Here is a 16,742-nt window from a genome sequence, read left to right on the forward strand (position 1 = left end):
TTACAGGACCTTGCCCTTGAGCAGGCCGGTCGGCCGCACAAGGAGCATCAACAGCAGGATGGCGAAGGCGGTGGCCGCCTTGTACTCGGTCGGCAGGAACAGGGCCGACATTTCCTCGGCGATGCCGACGATCAGGCCGCCGAGCACCGCGCCCTCGACCCGGCCGACACCACCCAGGATCGCCGCGGCGAACATCGGCAGCAGCATGGTCCAGCCCATCATCGCCTTCAGCTCGTAATTGAGGCCGAGGAAGACGCCGGCCGCGCCGCACAGCCCGCCGACGATGAGCCAGGTCAGCACCACGACCTTGCGGTTGTCGACGCCCGACAGGAGCGCAAGGTCCGGATTGTCGGACATGGCCCGCATGGCCTTGCCCCACTTGCTGTACTTGAGGAAGAGCTGCAGGGCCGCGACGAGAGCGATCATCGCCAGCACGGTGACGATCTCGCGGTCGCGAATGCGGATGCCGAACCAGTTCTCGGGCCGCACGATGCCGCGCGTATAGGTCTGGGAATCGACGCCCCACACGATCTGCACCACGGCGCGCACCATCAGGGCGACGCCGAGCGAGGCCATCACCGTGACGATCTTCGGACGCTCCCGCAGATAGGCGTAGAACGCCTTGTCGATGCCGACGGCAACGGCGGCGGTCGCCAGCACTGCAATCGGCAGCGCGACATAGGGAGACACGCCGCCCAGCGTGACCACGGCCAGCGCCAGGAAAGCGCCGAGGGTGGCCAGGTCGCCATGGGCGAGATGCGCATAGCGCAGGATCGCGAAGACCAGCGTGATGCCGACCGCGCCGAGCGCATAGATCGAGCCGACGACGATGCCCGGCACCAGATAGAAGTTGATCAGTTCCATCGCATCCATGTCGGTCAGCCTCCCAGGAACATGGCGGCGACATCCTCGTCGGCGAGGAGTTCGGCGCCCGTCCCCTCGTGACGGTTGGCGCCGGCGGCCAGCACATAGCCGCGGTCGGCGAAGGCCAGCGCCTGCTTGGCGTGCTGCTCGACAAGCAGGATCGTCACCCCGGTGTCGCGCACGTCGCGGCAGATCTGGAAGATCTGCTCCATGTATTTCGGCGAAAGCCCCGCCGTCGGCTCGTCGAGCAGCAGCAGCTTGGGCTCCAGCATGAGCGCCCGGCCCATGGCGACCATCTGGCGCTGGCCGCCGGACAGGTTGCCGGCGAGCGCCTTGCGCCGCTCCTTCAGGTCCGGGAACAGGGCATAGACCCGGTCATAGGCGGCCGACAGGTCGCCGGAGCGCAGGAAGGCGCCCATTTCCAGGTTCTCGTGCACCGTCATCTCGCGGAAGACGTTGTTGACCTGCGGCACGTAGCAGACGCCGGCCTCGACGATGCGGTTGGGTTCAAGGCCGGTGATGTCGGCGCCGTCCACGCGGATCGAGCCGCCGCGCACATGCAGCAGGCCGAAGATCGCCTTCATCGCCGTCGACTTGCCGGCCCCGTTCGGGCCGACGATGACGACGATCTCGGAATTCGCCGCGCGCAGGGTCACGCCCTGCAGGATGTCCGCCTCGCCATAGCCGCCGACGACATCGCGCATGTCGAGAATGTCGTTCATGCGGCGTCTCCCACGCTCTCGCCGAGATAGGCTTCCAGCACCCGCGGGTCGGAGCGAACGGAGGAGAAGTCGCCCTGGATCAGCACGCGCCCCTCGGCCATGCAGATGACCGGGTCGCAGAGCTTCTCGATCATCTCCATGTCGTGTTCGATGAGGACGAAGGTGTAGCCGCGCTCGCGGTTGAGAATGGCGATCTTCTCCTCCAGCTTGCGCAGCAGCGTGCGGTTGACGCCGGCGGCCGGCTCGTCGAGCAGCACCAGCTTGGCATCCGTCATCATGGTGCGGCCGAGCTCCAGCAGCTTCTTCTGGCCGCCCGACAGGTTGCCGGCGCGCTCGTCCGCAACATGGGAGAGCTCCAGGAAGGCCAGCGTCTCGATCGCGCGGGCACGCACGCGCTCCTCGTCGGCGCGCACCCGGCCCGGCGACAGCCAGTTGGCCAGCAGGCCCTCGCCCGACTGGCGCGGCGGCACCATCATCAGGTTCTCCAGCGCCGTCAGCCGGTGAAACTCGTGCGGGATCTGGAAGGTGCGCACCAGGCCGAGATGGAACCGCCGGTCGGTGGAAAGATCGGTGACGTCGCGCCCGAGATAGCGGATGCGCCCGGATGTCGGCGGGAAGGCGCCGGCCACCAGATTGAACATCGTCGTCTTGCCGGCGCCATTGGGACCGATCAGCCCGGTGATCGTCCCCTCGCGCACGGAAAAGGAGCACCCGTCGACGGCCCTGAAGCCGCCATAGGTCATCACGAGGTCCTCGACCTCAAGCATCGTGTCCTGTCCGCTCATCGTACCCTCGCCAGGACCTCCCCGGTCCGATGTGGCGGCCTTTCCGGCCGCTCTCCCTGCCGGTGTTTTTTCCGCGCGCCCCTGGGTCAAGCCCCTAGAGGCGCCGCAACAGGGCGCGCACCGGCGCCGCGTCCAGCCCTTCTAGCTTCAATGGCAGGGCGATCAACTCATAATCCCCGGTTTCGACATGCCGTAGGGCGAGATTCTCCAGAATCCGCATGTCGTGACGCCGAAATGCCATATGGGCCGGCAGGTCCTTCGAGGTCTCGGGATCGACCGAAGGGACATCGACGCCGACAAGGCGCACGCCGCGGGAGGCAAGCAGCTCCACCGTCTCGGGGCTGAGCGCACGAAAGCCCTCGGGCCAGATCTGCGGATCGAGCGACTCGGCAAGGCGCAGCAGCACGCGCGGCGGCGCGCCGTCCAGATGTTCCTCGATTTCCCGGGGCAGGCAGAGCGGGCCCTCCCCCCGCGCATCGATCACCCGCGCGGGACCGATGAAGTCCTCCAGCGGCAGGGCGTCGATGGAGGCCCCGTCCGCATCGTAATGGAGCGGCGCATCGGCATGGGCGCCGCAATGGGTGGAGAAGGAAACCGACGTGACATTGACCGGACAGCCGGGGCCGATGGCGAAGGTTCTCTCCACCCGGTAGGGCGCATCGCCCGGAAACACCGCAGCACCAGGGCGCAGCGGCGGCGTGATGTCGATCAGTCCCGTCGGCATGAAGTCCTCCCCATGACCCCGTCCCCATCGGCCTCTCCCAAGGCCGGCCTTGCCTGATACGGCATATAGCGCGCCGTTCTCACATGTCGGCGCGGATCTCCCACAATTCCGGAAACAGCACCACTTCCAGCATGCGGCGCAGATACATGACGCCGGACGTGCCTCCGGTGCCGCGCTTGAAGCCGATGATGCGTTCGACCGTGGTGACGTGATTGAAGCGCCAGCGACGGAAATAGTCCTCGAAGTCCACCAGCTTCTCGGCAAGGTCGTAGAGCGACCAATAGCGATGCGGGTCGCGATAGACCTCCAGCCAGGCGAGGCGGACGCTGTCGTTGCGCTCGTAGGGCTGCGAGATGTCGCGGGTCAGATGCGCCTCGTCGATCGGCAGGCCCGAACGCGCAAGCAGGCGGATCGCCTCGTCGTAGATGCTGGTGTCGCGGCGGATCTGGTCGAGCCAGTGGTGCACGCGCGGCACATGCGCATGCGGGCGCATCATCGCCGCGTTCTTGTTGCCGGCGAGAAACTCGATGGCCCGGTACTGGTGCGACTGGAAGCCGGAGGACTGGCCGAGGTCGCCGCGGAACAGGGTGTATTCCGAGGGCGTCATGGTGCGCAGGACCTGCCAGGCGCCGGTCAGCTGTTCGAAGATCCGCGAGACGCGGGTCAGCATCTTGAAGGCCGGCTGCAGGTCGTCGGCGGCAATGCGCCCCTTGGCCGCGGCCAGCTCGTGGATGGCGAGCTTCATCCACAGTTCCGAGGTCTGATGCTGGATGATGAACAGCATCTCGTCATGGGCCTCGGACAGCGGGTTCTGCGCCGTCAGGATGCGACTCAGGCTGAGATAGTCGCCATAGGACATGCGACCGTCGAATTCCATCTCCGCGCCGTCCTCGGCCGGATCGAAAGGCCCGCTCGCGTAAGGACTACCCGTCGTCATCTCTCCCCCCCTTCCCGCTCATGTGACCTTGGCCCGCCGGTGGAACTCCGGCCGGTCCCAGGCCCGCGTCTCCACGATCTCCTGAAGGATGTCGCAAGCGGCCATCACGTCGGCATGGGAGAGGTAGAGCGGGGTGAAGCCGAAGCGGGCGATGTCGGGCGCACGGAAATCGCCGATGACGCCGCGGGCGATCAGTGCCTGCATCAGGGCATAGCCATGCTCGAAACGGAACGAGACCTGGCTGCCGCGCGCCTGCGGATCGCGCGGGCTGGCCAGTTCCAGCTCCGGACAGCGGCGCTCGACCTCGGCGCGGAACAGCTCGGACAGCGAGATCGACTTGGCGCGCAGCACGCCCATATCGACGCCGTCGAAGGCGGCAAGCGCCGCCTCCAGCGCCACCAGCGAGAGGATCGGCGGCGTGCCGACCCGCATGCGGCCGATGCCGGCATCGGCGCGGTAGTCGAGATCGAAGGCGAAGGGCGCGGCGTGGCCCATCCAGCCGGTCAGCGGCGGTGCGACATGATCGAGATGGCGCTGCGCGACATAGAGGAAGGCCGGGGCGCCGGGACCGCCGTTCAGATATTTGTAGCCGCAACCGACAGCGAAATCCGCGCCGGCTGCATCCAGCTCCACCGGCAGGGCACCGGCCGAGTGGGCAAGATCCCAGATGGTCAGCGCGCCGGCGGCATGCGCCATCGCGGTGATCGCCGCCATGTCGTGCAGGCGGCCGCTGCGATAGTCGACCTGGGTCAGCATGACGACGGCGACATCCTCGCCGATGGCCGCCTCGACCTCTTCCGGCGCGACGATCTTCAGCTCGTGGCCCTGGCCGAGCAAGTCGCGCAGGCCCTGCGCCATGTAAAGGTCGGTCGGGAAATTGCCGCTGTCAGAGAGGATCACCTTGCGGTCAGGGCGCAGCGCCAGCGCAGCGGCCAAAACCTTGAACACGTTGACCGAGGTGCTGTCGCAGGCCGTCACCTGTCCCGGCGCAGCGCCAATGATGCGCGCGATACGGTCGCCGACGCGCTGCGGCAGGTCGATCCAACCATGCTCGTTCCAGGCGCGGATAAGGCTCTCGCCCCATTCCTTCGTCACCGCCTCGGCAAGGCGGGCGGGCACGGCCCTGGGCAGCACGCCGAGGGAATTGCCGTCGAGATAGATCACACCCTCGGGTATCGAAAAGAGCTCGCGCCTGTCCTTAAGCGGGTCGTTGCGATCGAGTGCGGCGATGTCGGGAGCCTTCCCAAAGGCTCCGCCGGCCGCGTCCTGGCCTGTCAGCATGTCCGTCTCCTGTCGCCTCGCAGAAAAGGCGCTCCGTTCTGTCGCCGGCGATCCTAACAGTGTGGACGAGGAGTGCCAAGAATTATATATAATTGTATTGATTATATCGAAGTGCCGATCCACCCCGGATCCGGCGACAGAGCGCGGGAGCCCATGGCGAAGACCGAGGAAGCCTACGAGCGGCTGAAGGCCGACCTGCTGCGCAGCCGCATCGCGCCGGGCGCGCCGCTTGTCGTTGCCGGCCTGAAGGCGCGCTACGGCCTCGGCTGGACGCCGCTGCGCGAGGCGCTGTCGCGGCTGGAGGCGGAAGGGCTGGTGATCTCCGAGCACAATCGCGGCTACCGGGTCGCACCGGTCTCCGCCGCCGCGATCCGCGACCTGCAGCTCGCCCGCCGCACGGTGGAAGAGGCGCTGCTGGTGCGCTCCATCGAGGCGGGCGATGCGGACTGGGAGGCGCGGATCGTCGCCGCCCATCACCGCCTGTCGCTGACGCCCGCGCCCCAACCCGGCATCGACGATGCCGGCATGTCGCTGTGGGAAGAGCGGCACGACGCCTTCCACGCCGCGCTGCTGTCGGCCGGGCGCTCCGAGAGCCTGTCGCGTTTCCAGCAGCAGATCACCGAGCAGCTGCAGCGCCATCACCGGCACATGCTGTTCGACCCGCAAACCCGCCACGGCCTGCCGCAGGCGGCGATGGCCGACTTCCGCGCCCTGGTAGAACGCACGCTCGGCCTTGCCCATCACACGGCCTTGATGGAGGCGGCGCTGGCGCGCGACAGCGCCCGTGCGGTGGCGCTGCTGGCCGAGCACATCGGCTTTTCGCTGGCCGTCTACGCCTTCCTGTGGCCTGAAGACGCCTGAGGGGGACGCCTGAGCCGCGACACGCGGCCTTGCGAAAGCGACAGCGATTTTGCCTTAACCGTCACCGCCCCCGGCAACGGGTGACACGAGCCGCTTCCCGACGCATGATCGCGACCGCGCGACGGGTTCGGGAGAGGCTTGCGCGCACCGGCGACACCGCCGGCGGTTTCGGGAGGATCAATTGTTCATCAGCGTCTTCGACATCTTCAAGATCGGGATCGGCCCGTCGTCCTCGCACACGATGGGGCCTATGGTGGCAGGGGCCCGCTTCCTCGATCTGCTGCGCGCGCAGGGCTTGAAGCCGGCGCGTCTTGCCGTGTCGCTGCACGGCTCGCTCGCCTTCACCGGCAAGGGCCACGCCAGCGACCGGGCGATCTGCCTCGGACTGCTCGGCCATGATCCCGCGACCATCGACCCCGACTGCGTGGAGGAGGAGATCGCCCGGCTGACGCAGGACAAGCGCCTGGCCGTCGAAGGCGTCGGCCACATGGACTTCGATCCGGCCACCGATCTCGTCTTCGACTACGGCCCGCCGCTGCCGGGCCATGCCAACGGCATGATCTTCCGCGCCTTCGATGCGGACGGCGCCGTGCTGGCGGAGGAAACGCTCTATTCGGTCGGCGGCGGCTTCGTCGTCAGCGAAGCGGAGCTTGCCGCGCAGAACGAGCCGATGGCCGCGACGGTGGAAACGGGCGTCCCCTTCCCCTTCAAGAGCGCAGCGGAAATGCTGCAAATGGGCCGCGACAGCGGTCTGCCCATCGCCGAGATGAAGCGGCGCAACGAGGTGGCACGTACCCCCGACGGCGACCTGGATGCCGGGCTCGACCGCATCTGGAGCGTGATGAACGCCTGCCTGGAGCGCGGGCTGTCGCGCGGCGGCACCCTGCCCGGCGGACTGAACGTCAAGCGCCGGGCGCACCAGATCCACGCCAAGCTGGTGGGCGAGGCCGGGCAGAACCGCCCCTTCCAGCATACGGTGATGGACTGGCTGGGCGTCTATGCGATGGCGGTGAACGAGGAAAATGCGGCCGGCGGAACGCTGGTCACCGCGCCGACGAACGGGGCGGCGGGCGTGGTGCCGGCGGTGCTGCGCTACTATCTCGACCACTGCCCGGACTGCAATCAGGAAGGCATCCGCTCCTTCCTGCTGGTGGCGGCCGCGATCGGCGGCATCATCAAGGCGAATGCCTCGATCTCGGGGGCGGAGGTCGGCTGCCAGGGCGAGGTCGGATCGGCCTCGGCGATGGCCGCGGCAGGCCTGTGCGCGGCGCTCGGCGGCACCAACGAGCAGGTGGAGAACGCGGCCGAGATCGCGCTCGAGCACCATCTCGGCATGACCTGCGATCCTATCGGCGGGCTGGTGCAGGTGCCCTGCATCGAGCGCAACGCCTTCGGCGCGGTCAAGGCGGTGACCGCCGCCTCCCTGTCCCTGAGGGGCGACGGCGTCCATTTCGTGCCGCTGGACAGCTGCATCGAGACGATGCGGCAGACCGGCCTCGACATGACCGACAAGTACAAGGAAACCTCGAAAGGCGGACTTGCGGTCAATGTCGTGGCCTGCTGAGGGCCGACGCGTCAGCCGGCGCTGAAGGCCGCTTCCATCTCGCGGCGGATGCGAACGGCGGTCTGGGTCGTGTCGATGGCGACATCGTCCCAGCGCAGCATCTCGCCTTCGGCGATGTCGCGCACCAGCTTGACATGAGCGGCAAGGCCGAGCGGCAGCAGCCCGCGATCCAGCGACACGGAGGCCGGCTGCTGCTTGCCCCACACGGTCGCGCCGCCCTCGCCGTCCAGCATCTCGCCGGCCTTGAGGTTGCGCTTGGCGGTCGCCACCACGTCGGCGACGAAGCCGCGCGGCATGCCGGTCGGCTCCTTGCGCAGCACGGCGGAGGCGACCGACAGGCCGAGCTCCATGCCGATCATGTGGGTCGGGCGATAGAGCGCGGCATAGCGGCCGGTCTCGTCCTCCAGCATGTGATATTCGCGGAAACACTGGCGGGCGTAGTCCGTCTCGCCCTCGATCACCACGAAGGTGCCCATGGCCAGGTGATGCGGCACGTCGGCGCCATCGCGCGTCAGCGAGGAGACGACCTCGGTGGTGCCGGTGATCGGCAGGGTGCCACCGGCTTCCTTAGGCCGCAGCACGGTGGACAGCTCGAAGCGGCTGGCCGGCGGGAAGGACAATCCGTCCGGCTGGGGCAACAGGCCGGTGGCGTTGCAAACCGCCGTCATCTCGATGCCCGACTTGGTGCCGTCGAGGAACGAGTTGAACATCTTCGGATTGATCAGGCTGCGGTCGGTGATGCCGAGATACTGGACCAGAACGTCCCAGACCGTCTCCGGCGTCAGCTGGTGATAGGTCGGAAGGTAGCGGGTGCCCTTGCCCGCGCACACGACCTTGAAGCCGCAGGCGCGCGCCCAGTCGACATGTTCGCAGATCAGCGCCGGCTGGTCGCCCCAGGCCAGCGAGTAGACGACGCCGGCCTGCTCGGCCCGGCGGGCGAGCAGCGGTCCGGCCAGCACGTCGGCCTCGACATTGACCATCACCACATGCTTGCCGGCCTCGATCACCGCCAGCGCATGGCGGATGCCGACCGACGGATCGCCGGTCGCCTCGATCACCACCTCGATGCGCCCGTCGGCGAGCACGGCGGCAAGATCGTCGGTGACGAAGGTTGCACCGCTGGTGCAGGCATCGTCCAGCGACATCGCCCGCGACTGCTCGTCCGGCCAGCCGCAGGTCGCCAGCGTGCGGCGCGCGCGCGCAGGATCCAGATCGACGATGGCGGTGACATGGACACCGACCGTCAGGCGCGCCTGGGTCAGGTACATGGAGCCGAACTTTCCGGCGCCGATCAGCGCGACACGCACCGGACGGCCCGTCTCCGCGCGGTGGGCAAGCATGTTGGACAGATTCATGAAGTCCTCCCTTTTGCGCGAGCATGGACGGGAAAAAACCGATAATACAAGGCTGATTTCGCAATAAGTCATATCGGACAGGAGGCTTGACCGATGATCGGAACGATGCCGTTCCTGATCCTGCTCGGCGGGGATCTCGACCCGACGCCGCGGCTTCTGCGGCAGATCGCCGGCGCGCGCACCATTGCGGCCGACGGCGGCATCCGTCATGCGGGACCTCTCGGCGTGCGCCCGGAGCTGTGGGTCGGCGACTTCGACTCCAGCGGCAGCGACATGGCGGCCGCGTGGCGCGACGTGCCGCGCCAGAGCCACCCGCCGGCAAAAGACATGACCGACGGCGAGCTGGCGGCGGCGGAGGCCATCGCCCGCGGCGCCAGCGGGCTGGTGATCGCCGGCGTCTTCGGCGGCGCGCGCTCGGACCACGCCATGGGCAACCTGCTGCAGGGGGCCGCGCTCCGGGCCCGCGGCATTCCCGTACTGATGACCAGCGGCGACGAGGAAGGCTGGCCGCTGCTGCCGGGCGAGCAGGAGATCGACCTGCCCGCCGGCTCGCTGTTTTCGGTGCTCGCGCTGTCAGATCTGGCCGGCCTGACGCTGCGCGGCGTCGAGTGGCCGCTCACGAGCCGCGACGTGCCGATGGGCTCGTCCCTCACCCTCTCCAACCGGGTGGCGGGAAGCGAGGGCCTGAGGGTCGGGCTCGGGCGCGGCAACGCGGTGTTGCTCGCCCGGCCCCATCCGGACGGTCTTTAGAGCGTATCGAGGCTCTCGCGCGACCAGGACGTCATCCGCCGCGTTGCCCACGAGACCAGCGCGTAGAGCGCCACCGCGAAGGCCGCCAGCACGAAGAGGCTGGCGAACATCAGGTCGGTCTTCGCGCGCCCATTGGCCAGCAGCATCAGGTAGCCGAGGCCGTTGGACGCCCCCACCCATTCGCCGATCACCGCGCCGATGGGCGCATAGACGGCGGCAAGCCGGAGCCCCGACCCGAAGGCCGGCAGACCCGCCGGCAGGCGGATGTGCAGCAGGGTGCGCGTGGGTGTTGCGCCCATGGTGCGGGCAAGGTCGAGCAGGCCCGGATCGGTGCGGCGCAACCCGTCATAGAAGGTGGAGACCACCGGGAAATAGATGATCAGCAGCGCCATGGCAATCTTCGAGGCCATGCCGTAGCCGAGCCACAGGGTCAGCAGCGGCGCCAGCGCGAAGACCGGCACGGCCTGGCTGAACACCATGATCGGCAAGGCGATACGGCGCGCGGCCGGCGAGACCATCAGATGCAGCGCCGTGGCGGCGCCGAGCAGGGCGCCGAAGACGAGGCCGATCAGCACCTCGGCGATGGTGACCAGCGCGTGGTCGGCAATCAGGCCGATATTGTCGGCAAGCGTCACCGCCACCCGCCAGGGGCCCGGCAGGATGAAGGGCGGGACGCCGCTCATCCAGACGATGGCCTGCCACAGCGACAGGGCCACCGCGACCGCGACGAGCGCATCGCGCAGCCGTTGCATCGGCGTCAGACGGCTGGGTGCGCTCATGCCGGCCTCCCCCGCAAGGCGTGGAACAGGCGCGCCTGCATTTCCATCGTCTCGGGCGCGTCCACCTCGCGGATCGGCGGCGAGGCGGGGGCCTCGACCCGCGCCAGCCCCTCCTCGGAGAGGATGAAGAGATGGTGGCCGAGACGAACGGCCTCGGCCGGATCGTGGGTGACGAGCAACACGGTGCGACCTTCCAGAACCTCGAAGGCAAGTTCCTGCATCTCGGCCCGCGTGCGGGCGTCGAGCGCGGCGAACGGTTCGTCGAGCAGCACGATGGGCCGGTCTTCCATCAACACGCGGGCAAGCGCCACGCGCTGGCGCATGCCGCCGGAAAGGCTCGCCGGGCGCTTGTCGACATGGCCGGCAAGGCCGACGCGCTCGATCAGGGCGCGGGCGCGGGCAAGGTCGGGCGCCTCGCCGCGCAGCCGCGCGCCGAGCGTCACATTGCCGAGCACATCGAGCCAGGGCGCCAGAAGATCGGACTGGGCCATGAAGGCGATGCGGGTTGCGACCGGAGCGCCGTCGCTCGCCGAGAGTTCCCCCTCGAACGTGCCGCCGGTGTCGAGCCCCGCAAGCAGGCGCAGGACCGTAGACTTGCCGACGCCGGACGGGCCGAGCAGGCAGGTCCAGCTGCCGGCAGAGATCGGGAGATCGAGACCGGAGAACAGCGGCCGCCCGGCGTGGTGGAAGTCGCCCGTCAGCCGCAGCGCCGGCGCCGAAGCGGGCGCCGGAGCCTGAGCGGGCGCGGGTGCCTTGCTCACGTCAGATCCGGGGCGACGGTCGGGCCGCGCAGCCCCATTTCCCAGAAGCCGATTTCCAGCCGCGTAGCGGTGCGGAAGCGCTTCGACAGGCTGGCCCAGCGCGGCAGGGCGGCAGGAGCATCGCCGAGCCGCCCGCGCACGGAGGTCTCGATCAATTCGCCGACGCTGGCGCAAAGGCCCTGGTAGTCCTCACCCGCATAGGTGTCGATCCACTGCCGGTACGGCGTGTCGGCTGCCCCCTCGCGGGCAAGCCGCGCGCCGATCTCGCCATAGCCCATGACGCAAGGCGCCAGCGCAGCGACGAGATCGAGGAAGTCACCCGACATGCCGGCATCCAGCACGAAGCGCGTATAAGCGAGGTTCTCCCGCTCCTCGGCGGCGGCAAGCAGGGCCGCCTCCGAGATGCCGGCCTTGCCGCAGATGTCGACATGCAGGCTCATCTCGGTGTTCATCAGCCCGTCGACGATGGAGGAGGCAAAGCGCGCTTCAGCAATCGTCTCGGACTTCACCACCGCCAGCGCCCAAGCGCGGGCGAAGTGGAACAGGAAGATGTAGTCCTGCGTCAGGTAGTGCAGGAAGATCTCCCGCGGCAGCGTGCCGGCGCCGAGCTGCTCGACGAAGGCATGGTGCGTGTAGGCCTGCCAGTCGCCGGCCGCCTCCTGGCGCCAGGCGCCGTAGACCGGCGAGCCGTAGGCCGCCTCAACGATCCTCTCCGCGCCGCTCATTGGACGTTCACGTCGATGGCGAGGTCGGACACCGGGCGGATAGTCTCGATCAGGCCGTGCTCCTTGAGGAACTCCTCGAAACGGGCGTAGCGGCCATGGTCGAGCGCGGCCGGACGCAGGGCGAAGCGACGGATCGTGTCGGCCCAGGAGCGCTTGTTGAGCTCGTCGTTCAGCTCCGGCGCGGTGCCGGCATAAATCTCGAAGCTCTCTTCCGGATGGTTGACGATGTACTGGGTGGCGCGCTCGGTCGCGGCGAGGAAGCGGACGATCTTCGCCTTGTCCATCAGCTCCGGATTGGCAACGTAGATCAACTCGTCATAGGACGGCATGCCCTCTTCCTCGATGAAGAAGCAGCGGCCCTTCACGCCCTCGATGGCCATCTGGTGCAGCTCGACATTGCGATAGGCGCCGATGACCGCGTCGACCTGCCCGGACATGACGGACGGGGCGAGCGACCAGTTGACGTTGACCATCTCGATGTCGTCCATCGTCAGCCCGTGGCGGGAGAGCACGGCGCGCATCTGCGCCTCCTCGACGCCGGCGACGGAGTAGCCGACCTTGCGGCCCTTGAGGTCGGCGATGGTCTTCACCGGGCCGTCGTCCTTGACCATCAGGCAGTTGAGCGGCGAGGCGATCAGCGTGCCGACGCGCTTGAGCGGCAGGCCTTCGGCGACCTGCAGGTGGATCTGCGGCTGGTAGGAGACCGCAAGGTCCGCCTTGCCGGCGGCGACCAGCTTCGGCGGCGCAGACGGATCCGCCGGGGCGACGACCTCGACGTCGAGGCCTTCGTCGGCGAAGAAGCCTTTCTCCTTAGCGATGATGATCGGGCCGTGATCGGGGTTCACGTACCAGTCGAGCAGCAGCGTCATCTTGTCGGCGGCAACGGCCGGCAGGGCGACGAGAAGGGCGAGAACGAAAGTCAGGATACGCATTGGTGACGAACCTCGGCTGAAGGTGTGCAAGATCAGGCGCGCGTTGCCGCGAGCCATTGCCGGACCCGGTCCTCGGGATCCTGGTTGAGGGTGATGTCGGTGACGACGGAGACGATGTCGGCACCGGCGGCGAAGGCACCGGCGGCGCGCTCCACGCTCATGCCGCCGATGGCGACGAGCGGGATGTCGCCGATCCGGCGCTTCCAGTCGCCGAGCTTTTCCAGCCCCTGCGGCGCCCACTTCATCTTCTTCAGGATGGTCGGATAGACCGGCCCGAGCGCGATGTAGTCCGGCGAAACGGCAAGCGCGGTTTCAAGCTCTTCACCGTCATGGCTGGAGAGGCCAAGGCCGAGCCCGGCGCGGCGGATCGAGCCGACATCGGCATCGGCAAGGTCTTCCTGGCCGAGATGAACGAAGCGGCAGCCCTCCTCGATAGCGAGCTGCCAATAGTCGTTGACCACCAGCAGACAGTCATTCGCAAGGCAGGTCGCTTCAGCGGCACGGATCTGCGCGCGCAGTTCCGCCGGGCTGCGGTCCTTGATCCGCAGCTGCACGAGCCGCACGCCGAGCGGCACGATGCGGTCGATCCAGGCGGCGCTGTCGACGATGGGATAGAAGCGGTCGAAGGCGGTCATTCCAGAAAAGCCTTTCCGAGAACCGGCGTGGACGGGGCGGCCATGTCGCGCGGCTCCATCGCCCCGGCCGTGTAGGCGAGGCGTCCGGCCTCCACGGCCTGTGCGAAGGCACGAGCCATGGCGACCGGATCGCCGGCCTTGGCCACCGCCGTGTTGAGCAGCACCGCGTCGTAGCCGAGCTCCATGGCGGCCGCCGCATGGGAGGGCACGCCGAGGCCGGCATCGACCACCAGCGGAATGTCCGGGAAATGCGCGCGAAGGGAGCGCAGGCCGTAGACGTTGTTGAGCCCGCGGGCCGAGCCGATGGGCGCGCCCCAGGGCATCAGGACCTCGCAGCCGGCCTCGACGAGCCGCTCGGCAACGCCGAGATCCTCGGTGCAGTAGGGGAACACCTGGAACCCCTCGCCCGAGAGGATGCGCGCCGCCTCGACAAGGCCGAAGACGTCGGGGGCCAGCGTCTCTGCGTCATGGATGACCTCGAGCTTGATCCAGGGCGTGCCGAACACCTCACGCGCCATCTTTGCCGTGGTTACCGCCTCGCGCACCGAATGGCAGCCGGCGGTGTTGGGCAGGACGCGCACGCCGAGGTCGCGGATGAAGCCCCAGAAATCCTGCCCCGCGCGGGCCGAGCCGGACTCGCGCCGCAGCGATACGGTGACGATATCGCAGGCAGAGGCCCGCACCGCCTCGGCCATGATCGCCGGGGAGGGATAGAGCGAGGTGCCGAGCAGCATCGGGCTCTCGATGGTTTCGCCATAGAAGACGGGCATGGGTCAGCCTCCCTGCATGGGGGCGAGGATCTCGACCCGGTCGCCGTCGCGCACCTGCGTGTCGGCGCGCTCCTCTGCCGGGACGAAATCGCCATTGAGGGCGGTGGCGACGATGGCGTCGCCATAGTCAAGCGCCTCGAGGATCGCGGCCAGCGACCCCGGCGCAAGCTCAAGCGGAGCGCCGTTGACGGTTATGGCCATGGAAGAACTCCGGTTCGATTTCAGGGTGGAGAAGCAGATCGGCCGCCTGCTGGGCCAGTGCCGGCGACAGCAGATAGCCGTGCCGATAGGTGCCGTTGGCCCGCAGGATGCGGCCGTCGCGCAACAGGCGCGGCAGGTTGTCGGGGAAGGCCGGGCGCGCATCGACGCCGGTCTCCAGGATCTCGGCCTCGGCGAAGGCCGGCGTCAGCGTGTAGGCGGAGCCGAGCAGCTCCATCATCGAGCGGGCGGTGATGCGCCAGCGCTCGCCGCTTTCGATCATGGTGGCACCGACCATGAAGACGCCCTCGCCGCGCGGCACTACGTAAAGCGGGATGCGCGGATGCAGCAGGCGCACGGGCCGGGACAGCGACACGTCCGGCGCATGCAGGACCAGCATCTCGCCCTTGACCCCGCGCAGTTCCGGCACGTCGGCCGCAGCGCCCAGGCCCCGGCAATCGATCACGCGGTCGCCCGGCGCATCCTGCGGCAGCATGTCCGTCGCAAAGCGCAGGTCGGCGCCCAGCCCCTGCAGCCGAGCCACGAGATCGGCCAGCGCCCGGCGCGGATCGAGATGTCCTTCGCCGGCAAAGAACAGCCCCTGGCGGAAGCGGCCCGCAAGGTCCGGCTCCAGCTCGGCGATGCGCTCGCCGTCGACCGCCTCATGGCATTCGGTCATCCGTGCGAAGCGGCGCAGGTCCGCCGTATCGCGCGGCGGGGCAACCACCAGGCTGCCGTTGAGGACGACGCCGCCGACGCGCTGCGACCACCAGGAGATGGCGTCGCGGCCGAGCCGCACCACCGGCTCCTCGGCGCTCTCGCCCTCGCACCAGGGGGCGAGCATGCCGCCCGCCCACCAGGAGCAGGAGGTCGGGCCCGGTGCCTCGGCACGTTCGAACAGCGTCACCTCCTGCCCGCGCTCGGCAAGTACGGTGGCAACGCAGAGGCCGACGACGCCGCCGCCGATGACAGAGATCTTCATCGTGCATCCTCCCGCCACAGGGCATGGAAGTGATGCACCGGGCCGTGGCCGGAGCCGACGTGCAGCGTGTCGGCGGCGGCGATGGCCGCGTGCAGCCAGGAATGAGCTTCGGCGACAGCACGGGCGAGCGGAAGGCCTCTGGCCAGACCGGCGGCGATGGCCGAGGAGAGCGTGCAGCCGGTCCCATGGGTGTTGCGGGTGTGAAGCCGCTCCGCCGTGAAGGCGAGCGGCGGCTCGCCGGCGGCGAGCAGGAGGTCGGTGCACTCGGCCCCTTCCCCGTGGCCACCCTTCATCAGGACGGCGCCGGGACCGAGCGCCAGCAGCGCGCGGCCCTGGCGCTCCGCCTCGCCGGTGTCGCGCAGCGGTGCCTCGCCGAGCAGGCTGGCGGCTTCCGGCAGGTTCGGCGTGATCAGCGTTGCGCGCGGCAGCAGCTGCTCCTTCAGCGCGGCGATCGCTTCCTCGCGCAGGAGCTTGGCGCCGGACTTGGCGACGATGACCGGATCGACGACCACGGGTCCCGCATAGCCGGCAAGCGCGGCGGCCACACAGGTGACGATCTCCGGCGAGGACAGCATGCCGATCTTCACCGCGCCGACGTCGAGATCATCGAGAACGGCGACGATCTGTCCGGTGACCACGTCGAGCGGGATGTCGTGGATATGGGTCACGGCGCGGGTGTTCTGCGCAGTGATCGCCGTGATCGCGCTGGCGCCATAAACGCCGAGTGCGGAAAAGGTCTTGAGATCCGCCTGAATGCCGGCGCCGCCGCTGCTGTCCGAGCCGGCGATGGTCAGCGCGATGGCCGGGCCCTTGCCCGATCCGCCCGCGGCGTAGTCCGGTTTCGTGTCCCTTGCCACGACGTTCCCCGTTCCTGCCGGGCGCGGCTCCGACGAAGGGAAGCGACGCGCCGCGTGAAAGGCACGATCCGGACTGCGGTTTCGGGAAGACGGATGGCCGCGACGATCTTGCGGCAGAGCCCGGCCTTGCGGCCGTTCGGGCTTGCATTCGTTCCCTACGCCGGCATGACCCGGATCAGGTTCAGTGGGTTGACGCGGTTCGCGTCTCTCAGCCGGTTAAGGCACCCCAACGAATTTTGCGGCACGATAGGAGGGAAGGA

At 68.5% G+C, this 16,742-nt stretch carries 19 protein-coding genes and 1 riboswitch; of the genes, 3 read left to right on the plus strand and 16 right to left on the minus strand.

The window, feature by feature from the left end; all coding sequences use genetic code 11:
• The 6 genes from ACVJ6E_RS20825 to kynU form a co-directional block, all read right to left on the minus strand.
• Positions 1-873: a branched-chain amino acid ABC transporter permease gene (locus ACVJ6E_RS20825; protein ID WP_120268532.1), complete on the minus strand. Its 873-nt coding sequence runs from the start codon at positions 871-873 to the stop codon at positions 1-3.
• 5 nt (positions 874-878) lie between these two features.
• On the minus strand, positions 879-1,586 hold the full coding sequence (locus ACVJ6E_RS20830) for an ABC transporter ATP-binding protein (protein WP_120268531.1): 708 nt from the start codon (positions 1,584-1,586) through the stop codon (positions 879-881).
• The gene (locus tag ACVJ6E_RS20835) at positions 1,583-2,353 is read right to left on the minus strand and encodes an ABC transporter ATP-binding protein (RefSeq protein ID WP_120268530.1); all 771 of its coding nucleotides are present in this window, start codon (positions 2,351-2,353) and stop codon (positions 1,583-1,585) included. The genes ACVJ6E_RS20830 and ACVJ6E_RS20835 overlap by 4 nt, the downstream gene beginning before the upstream one ends.
• Positions 2,354-2,465: 112 nt before the next feature.
• On the minus strand, positions 2,466-3,095 hold the full coding sequence (kynB, locus tag ACVJ6E_RS20840; protein WP_120268529.1) for an arylformamidase: 630 nt from the start codon (positions 3,093-3,095) through the stop codon (positions 2,466-2,468).
• Positions 3,096-3,174: 79 nt separating this feature from the next.
• Positions 3,175-4,032 (minus strand): tryptophan 2,3-dioxygenase, encoded by an 858-nt coding sequence (gene kynA, locus ACVJ6E_RS20845; RefSeq protein ID WP_199681139.1) that lies wholly within the window; start codon positions 4,030-4,032, stop codon positions 3,175-3,177.
• A gap of 18 nt (positions 4,033-4,050) precedes the next feature.
• Positions 4,051-5,313 (minus strand): kynureninase, encoded by a 1,263-nt coding sequence (gene kynU / locus ACVJ6E_RS20850; RefSeq protein ID WP_120268527.1) that lies wholly within the window; start codon positions 5,311-5,313, stop codon positions 4,051-4,053.
• A gap of 153 nt (positions 5,314-5,466) precedes the next feature.
• On the opposite strand from kynU, the gene ACVJ6E_RS20855 reads away from it, so the two are divergent.
• Positions 5,467-6,174: a GntR family transcriptional regulator gene (locus tag ACVJ6E_RS20855; protein ID WP_120268526.1), complete on the plus strand. Its 708-nt coding sequence runs from the start codon at positions 5,467-5,469 to the stop codon at positions 6,172-6,174.
• A 181-nt stretch (positions 6,175-6,355) separates the two neighbouring features.
• Positions 6,356-7,738 carry an L-serine ammonia-lyase gene (locus ACVJ6E_RS20860; RefSeq protein WP_120268525.1) on the plus strand — a complete coding sequence of 461 codons (1,383 nt, stop codon included), beginning with the start codon at positions 6,356-6,358 and terminating at the stop codon, positions 7,736-7,738.
• Positions 7,739-7,749: 11 nt separating this feature from the next.
• Here the strand turns inward: ACVJ6E_RS20860 and ACVJ6E_RS20865 are convergent, their stop codons facing one another.
• Positions 7,750-9,093, minus strand: a complete 1,344-nt coding sequence (locus ACVJ6E_RS20865; RefSeq protein ID WP_120268524.1) for a Gfo/Idh/MocA family oxidoreductase — start codon at positions 9,091-9,093, stop codon at positions 7,750-7,752.
• A gap of 93 nt (positions 9,094-9,186) precedes the next feature.
• Between ACVJ6E_RS20865 and ACVJ6E_RS20870 the strand changes: the two genes are divergently transcribed.
• Positions 9,187-9,843, plus strand: a complete 657-nt coding sequence (locus tag ACVJ6E_RS20870; protein WP_120268523.1) for a thiamine diphosphokinase — start codon at positions 9,187-9,189, stop codon at positions 9,841-9,843.
• Here the strand turns inward: ACVJ6E_RS20870 and ACVJ6E_RS20875 are convergent.
• From ACVJ6E_RS20875 to thiD, 9 genes are read right to left on the minus strand one after another with little or no spacing between them, the layout of a single operon-like run.
• Positions 9,840-10,622, minus strand: coding sequence for an ABC transporter permease (locus ACVJ6E_RS20875; protein ID WP_067220304.1), 783 nt, complete (start codon positions 10,620-10,622; stop codon positions 9,840-9,842). The genes ACVJ6E_RS20870 and ACVJ6E_RS20875 overlap by 4 nt on opposite strands.
• Positions 10,619-11,383: an ABC transporter ATP-binding protein gene (locus tag ACVJ6E_RS20880; protein WP_208996682.1), complete on the minus strand. Its 765-nt coding sequence runs from the start codon at positions 11,381-11,383 to the stop codon at positions 10,619-10,621. The genes ACVJ6E_RS20875 and ACVJ6E_RS20880 overlap by 4 nt, the downstream gene beginning before the upstream one ends.
• Positions 11,380-12,108: a TenA family protein gene (locus ACVJ6E_RS20885; RefSeq protein ID WP_120268522.1), complete on the minus strand. Its 729-nt coding sequence runs from the start codon at positions 12,106-12,108 to the stop codon at positions 11,380-11,382. Before ACVJ6E_RS20885 ends, ACVJ6E_RS20880 begins: the two co-directional genes overlap by 4 nt.
• Positions 12,105-13,040: an ABC transporter substrate-binding protein gene (locus ACVJ6E_RS20890; protein ID WP_120269216.1), complete on the minus strand. Its 936-nt coding sequence runs from the start codon at positions 13,038-13,040 to the stop codon at positions 12,105-12,107. Before ACVJ6E_RS20890 ends, ACVJ6E_RS20885 begins: the two co-directional genes overlap by 4 nt.
• 32 nt (positions 13,041-13,072) lie before the next feature.
• Complete coding sequence (locus ACVJ6E_RS20895; RefSeq protein ID WP_120268521.1) at positions 13,073-13,675, minus strand: thiamine phosphate synthase; 603 nt, start codon at positions 13,673-13,675, stop codon at positions 13,073-13,075.
• Positions 13,672-14,445, minus strand: coding sequence for a thiazole synthase (locus tag ACVJ6E_RS20900; protein ID WP_120268520.1), 774 nt, complete (start codon positions 14,443-14,445; stop codon positions 13,672-13,674). The genes ACVJ6E_RS20895 and ACVJ6E_RS20900 overlap by 4 nt, the downstream gene beginning before the upstream one ends.
• A gap of 3 nt (positions 14,446-14,448) precedes the next feature.
• Positions 14,449-14,646 carry a sulfur carrier protein ThiS gene (gene thiS / locus ACVJ6E_RS20905; protein ID WP_097175695.1) on the minus strand — a complete coding sequence of 66 codons (198 nt, stop codon included), beginning with the start codon at positions 14,644-14,646 and terminating at the stop codon, positions 14,449-14,451.
• Positions 14,615-15,625, minus strand: coding sequence for a glycine oxidase ThiO (gene thiO, locus ACVJ6E_RS20910; RefSeq protein WP_120268519.1), 1,011 nt, complete (start codon positions 15,623-15,625; stop codon positions 14,615-14,617). Before thiO ends, thiS begins: the two co-directional genes overlap by 32 nt.
• On the minus strand, positions 15,622-16,482 hold the full coding sequence (thiD, locus tag ACVJ6E_RS20915; protein WP_120268518.1) for a bifunctional hydroxymethylpyrimidine kinase/phosphomethylpyrimidine kinase: 861 nt from the start codon (positions 16,480-16,482) through the stop codon (positions 15,622-15,624). The genes thiO and thiD overlap by 4 nt, the downstream gene beginning before the upstream one ends.
• 135 nt (positions 16,483-16,617) lie before the next feature.
• Positions 16,618-16,721, minus strand: a riboswitch (TPP riboswitch).
• Positions 16,722-16,742 lie beyond the last annotated feature (21 nt).

It is taken from the genome of Stappia sp. G46H5W (assembly GCF_058448995.1).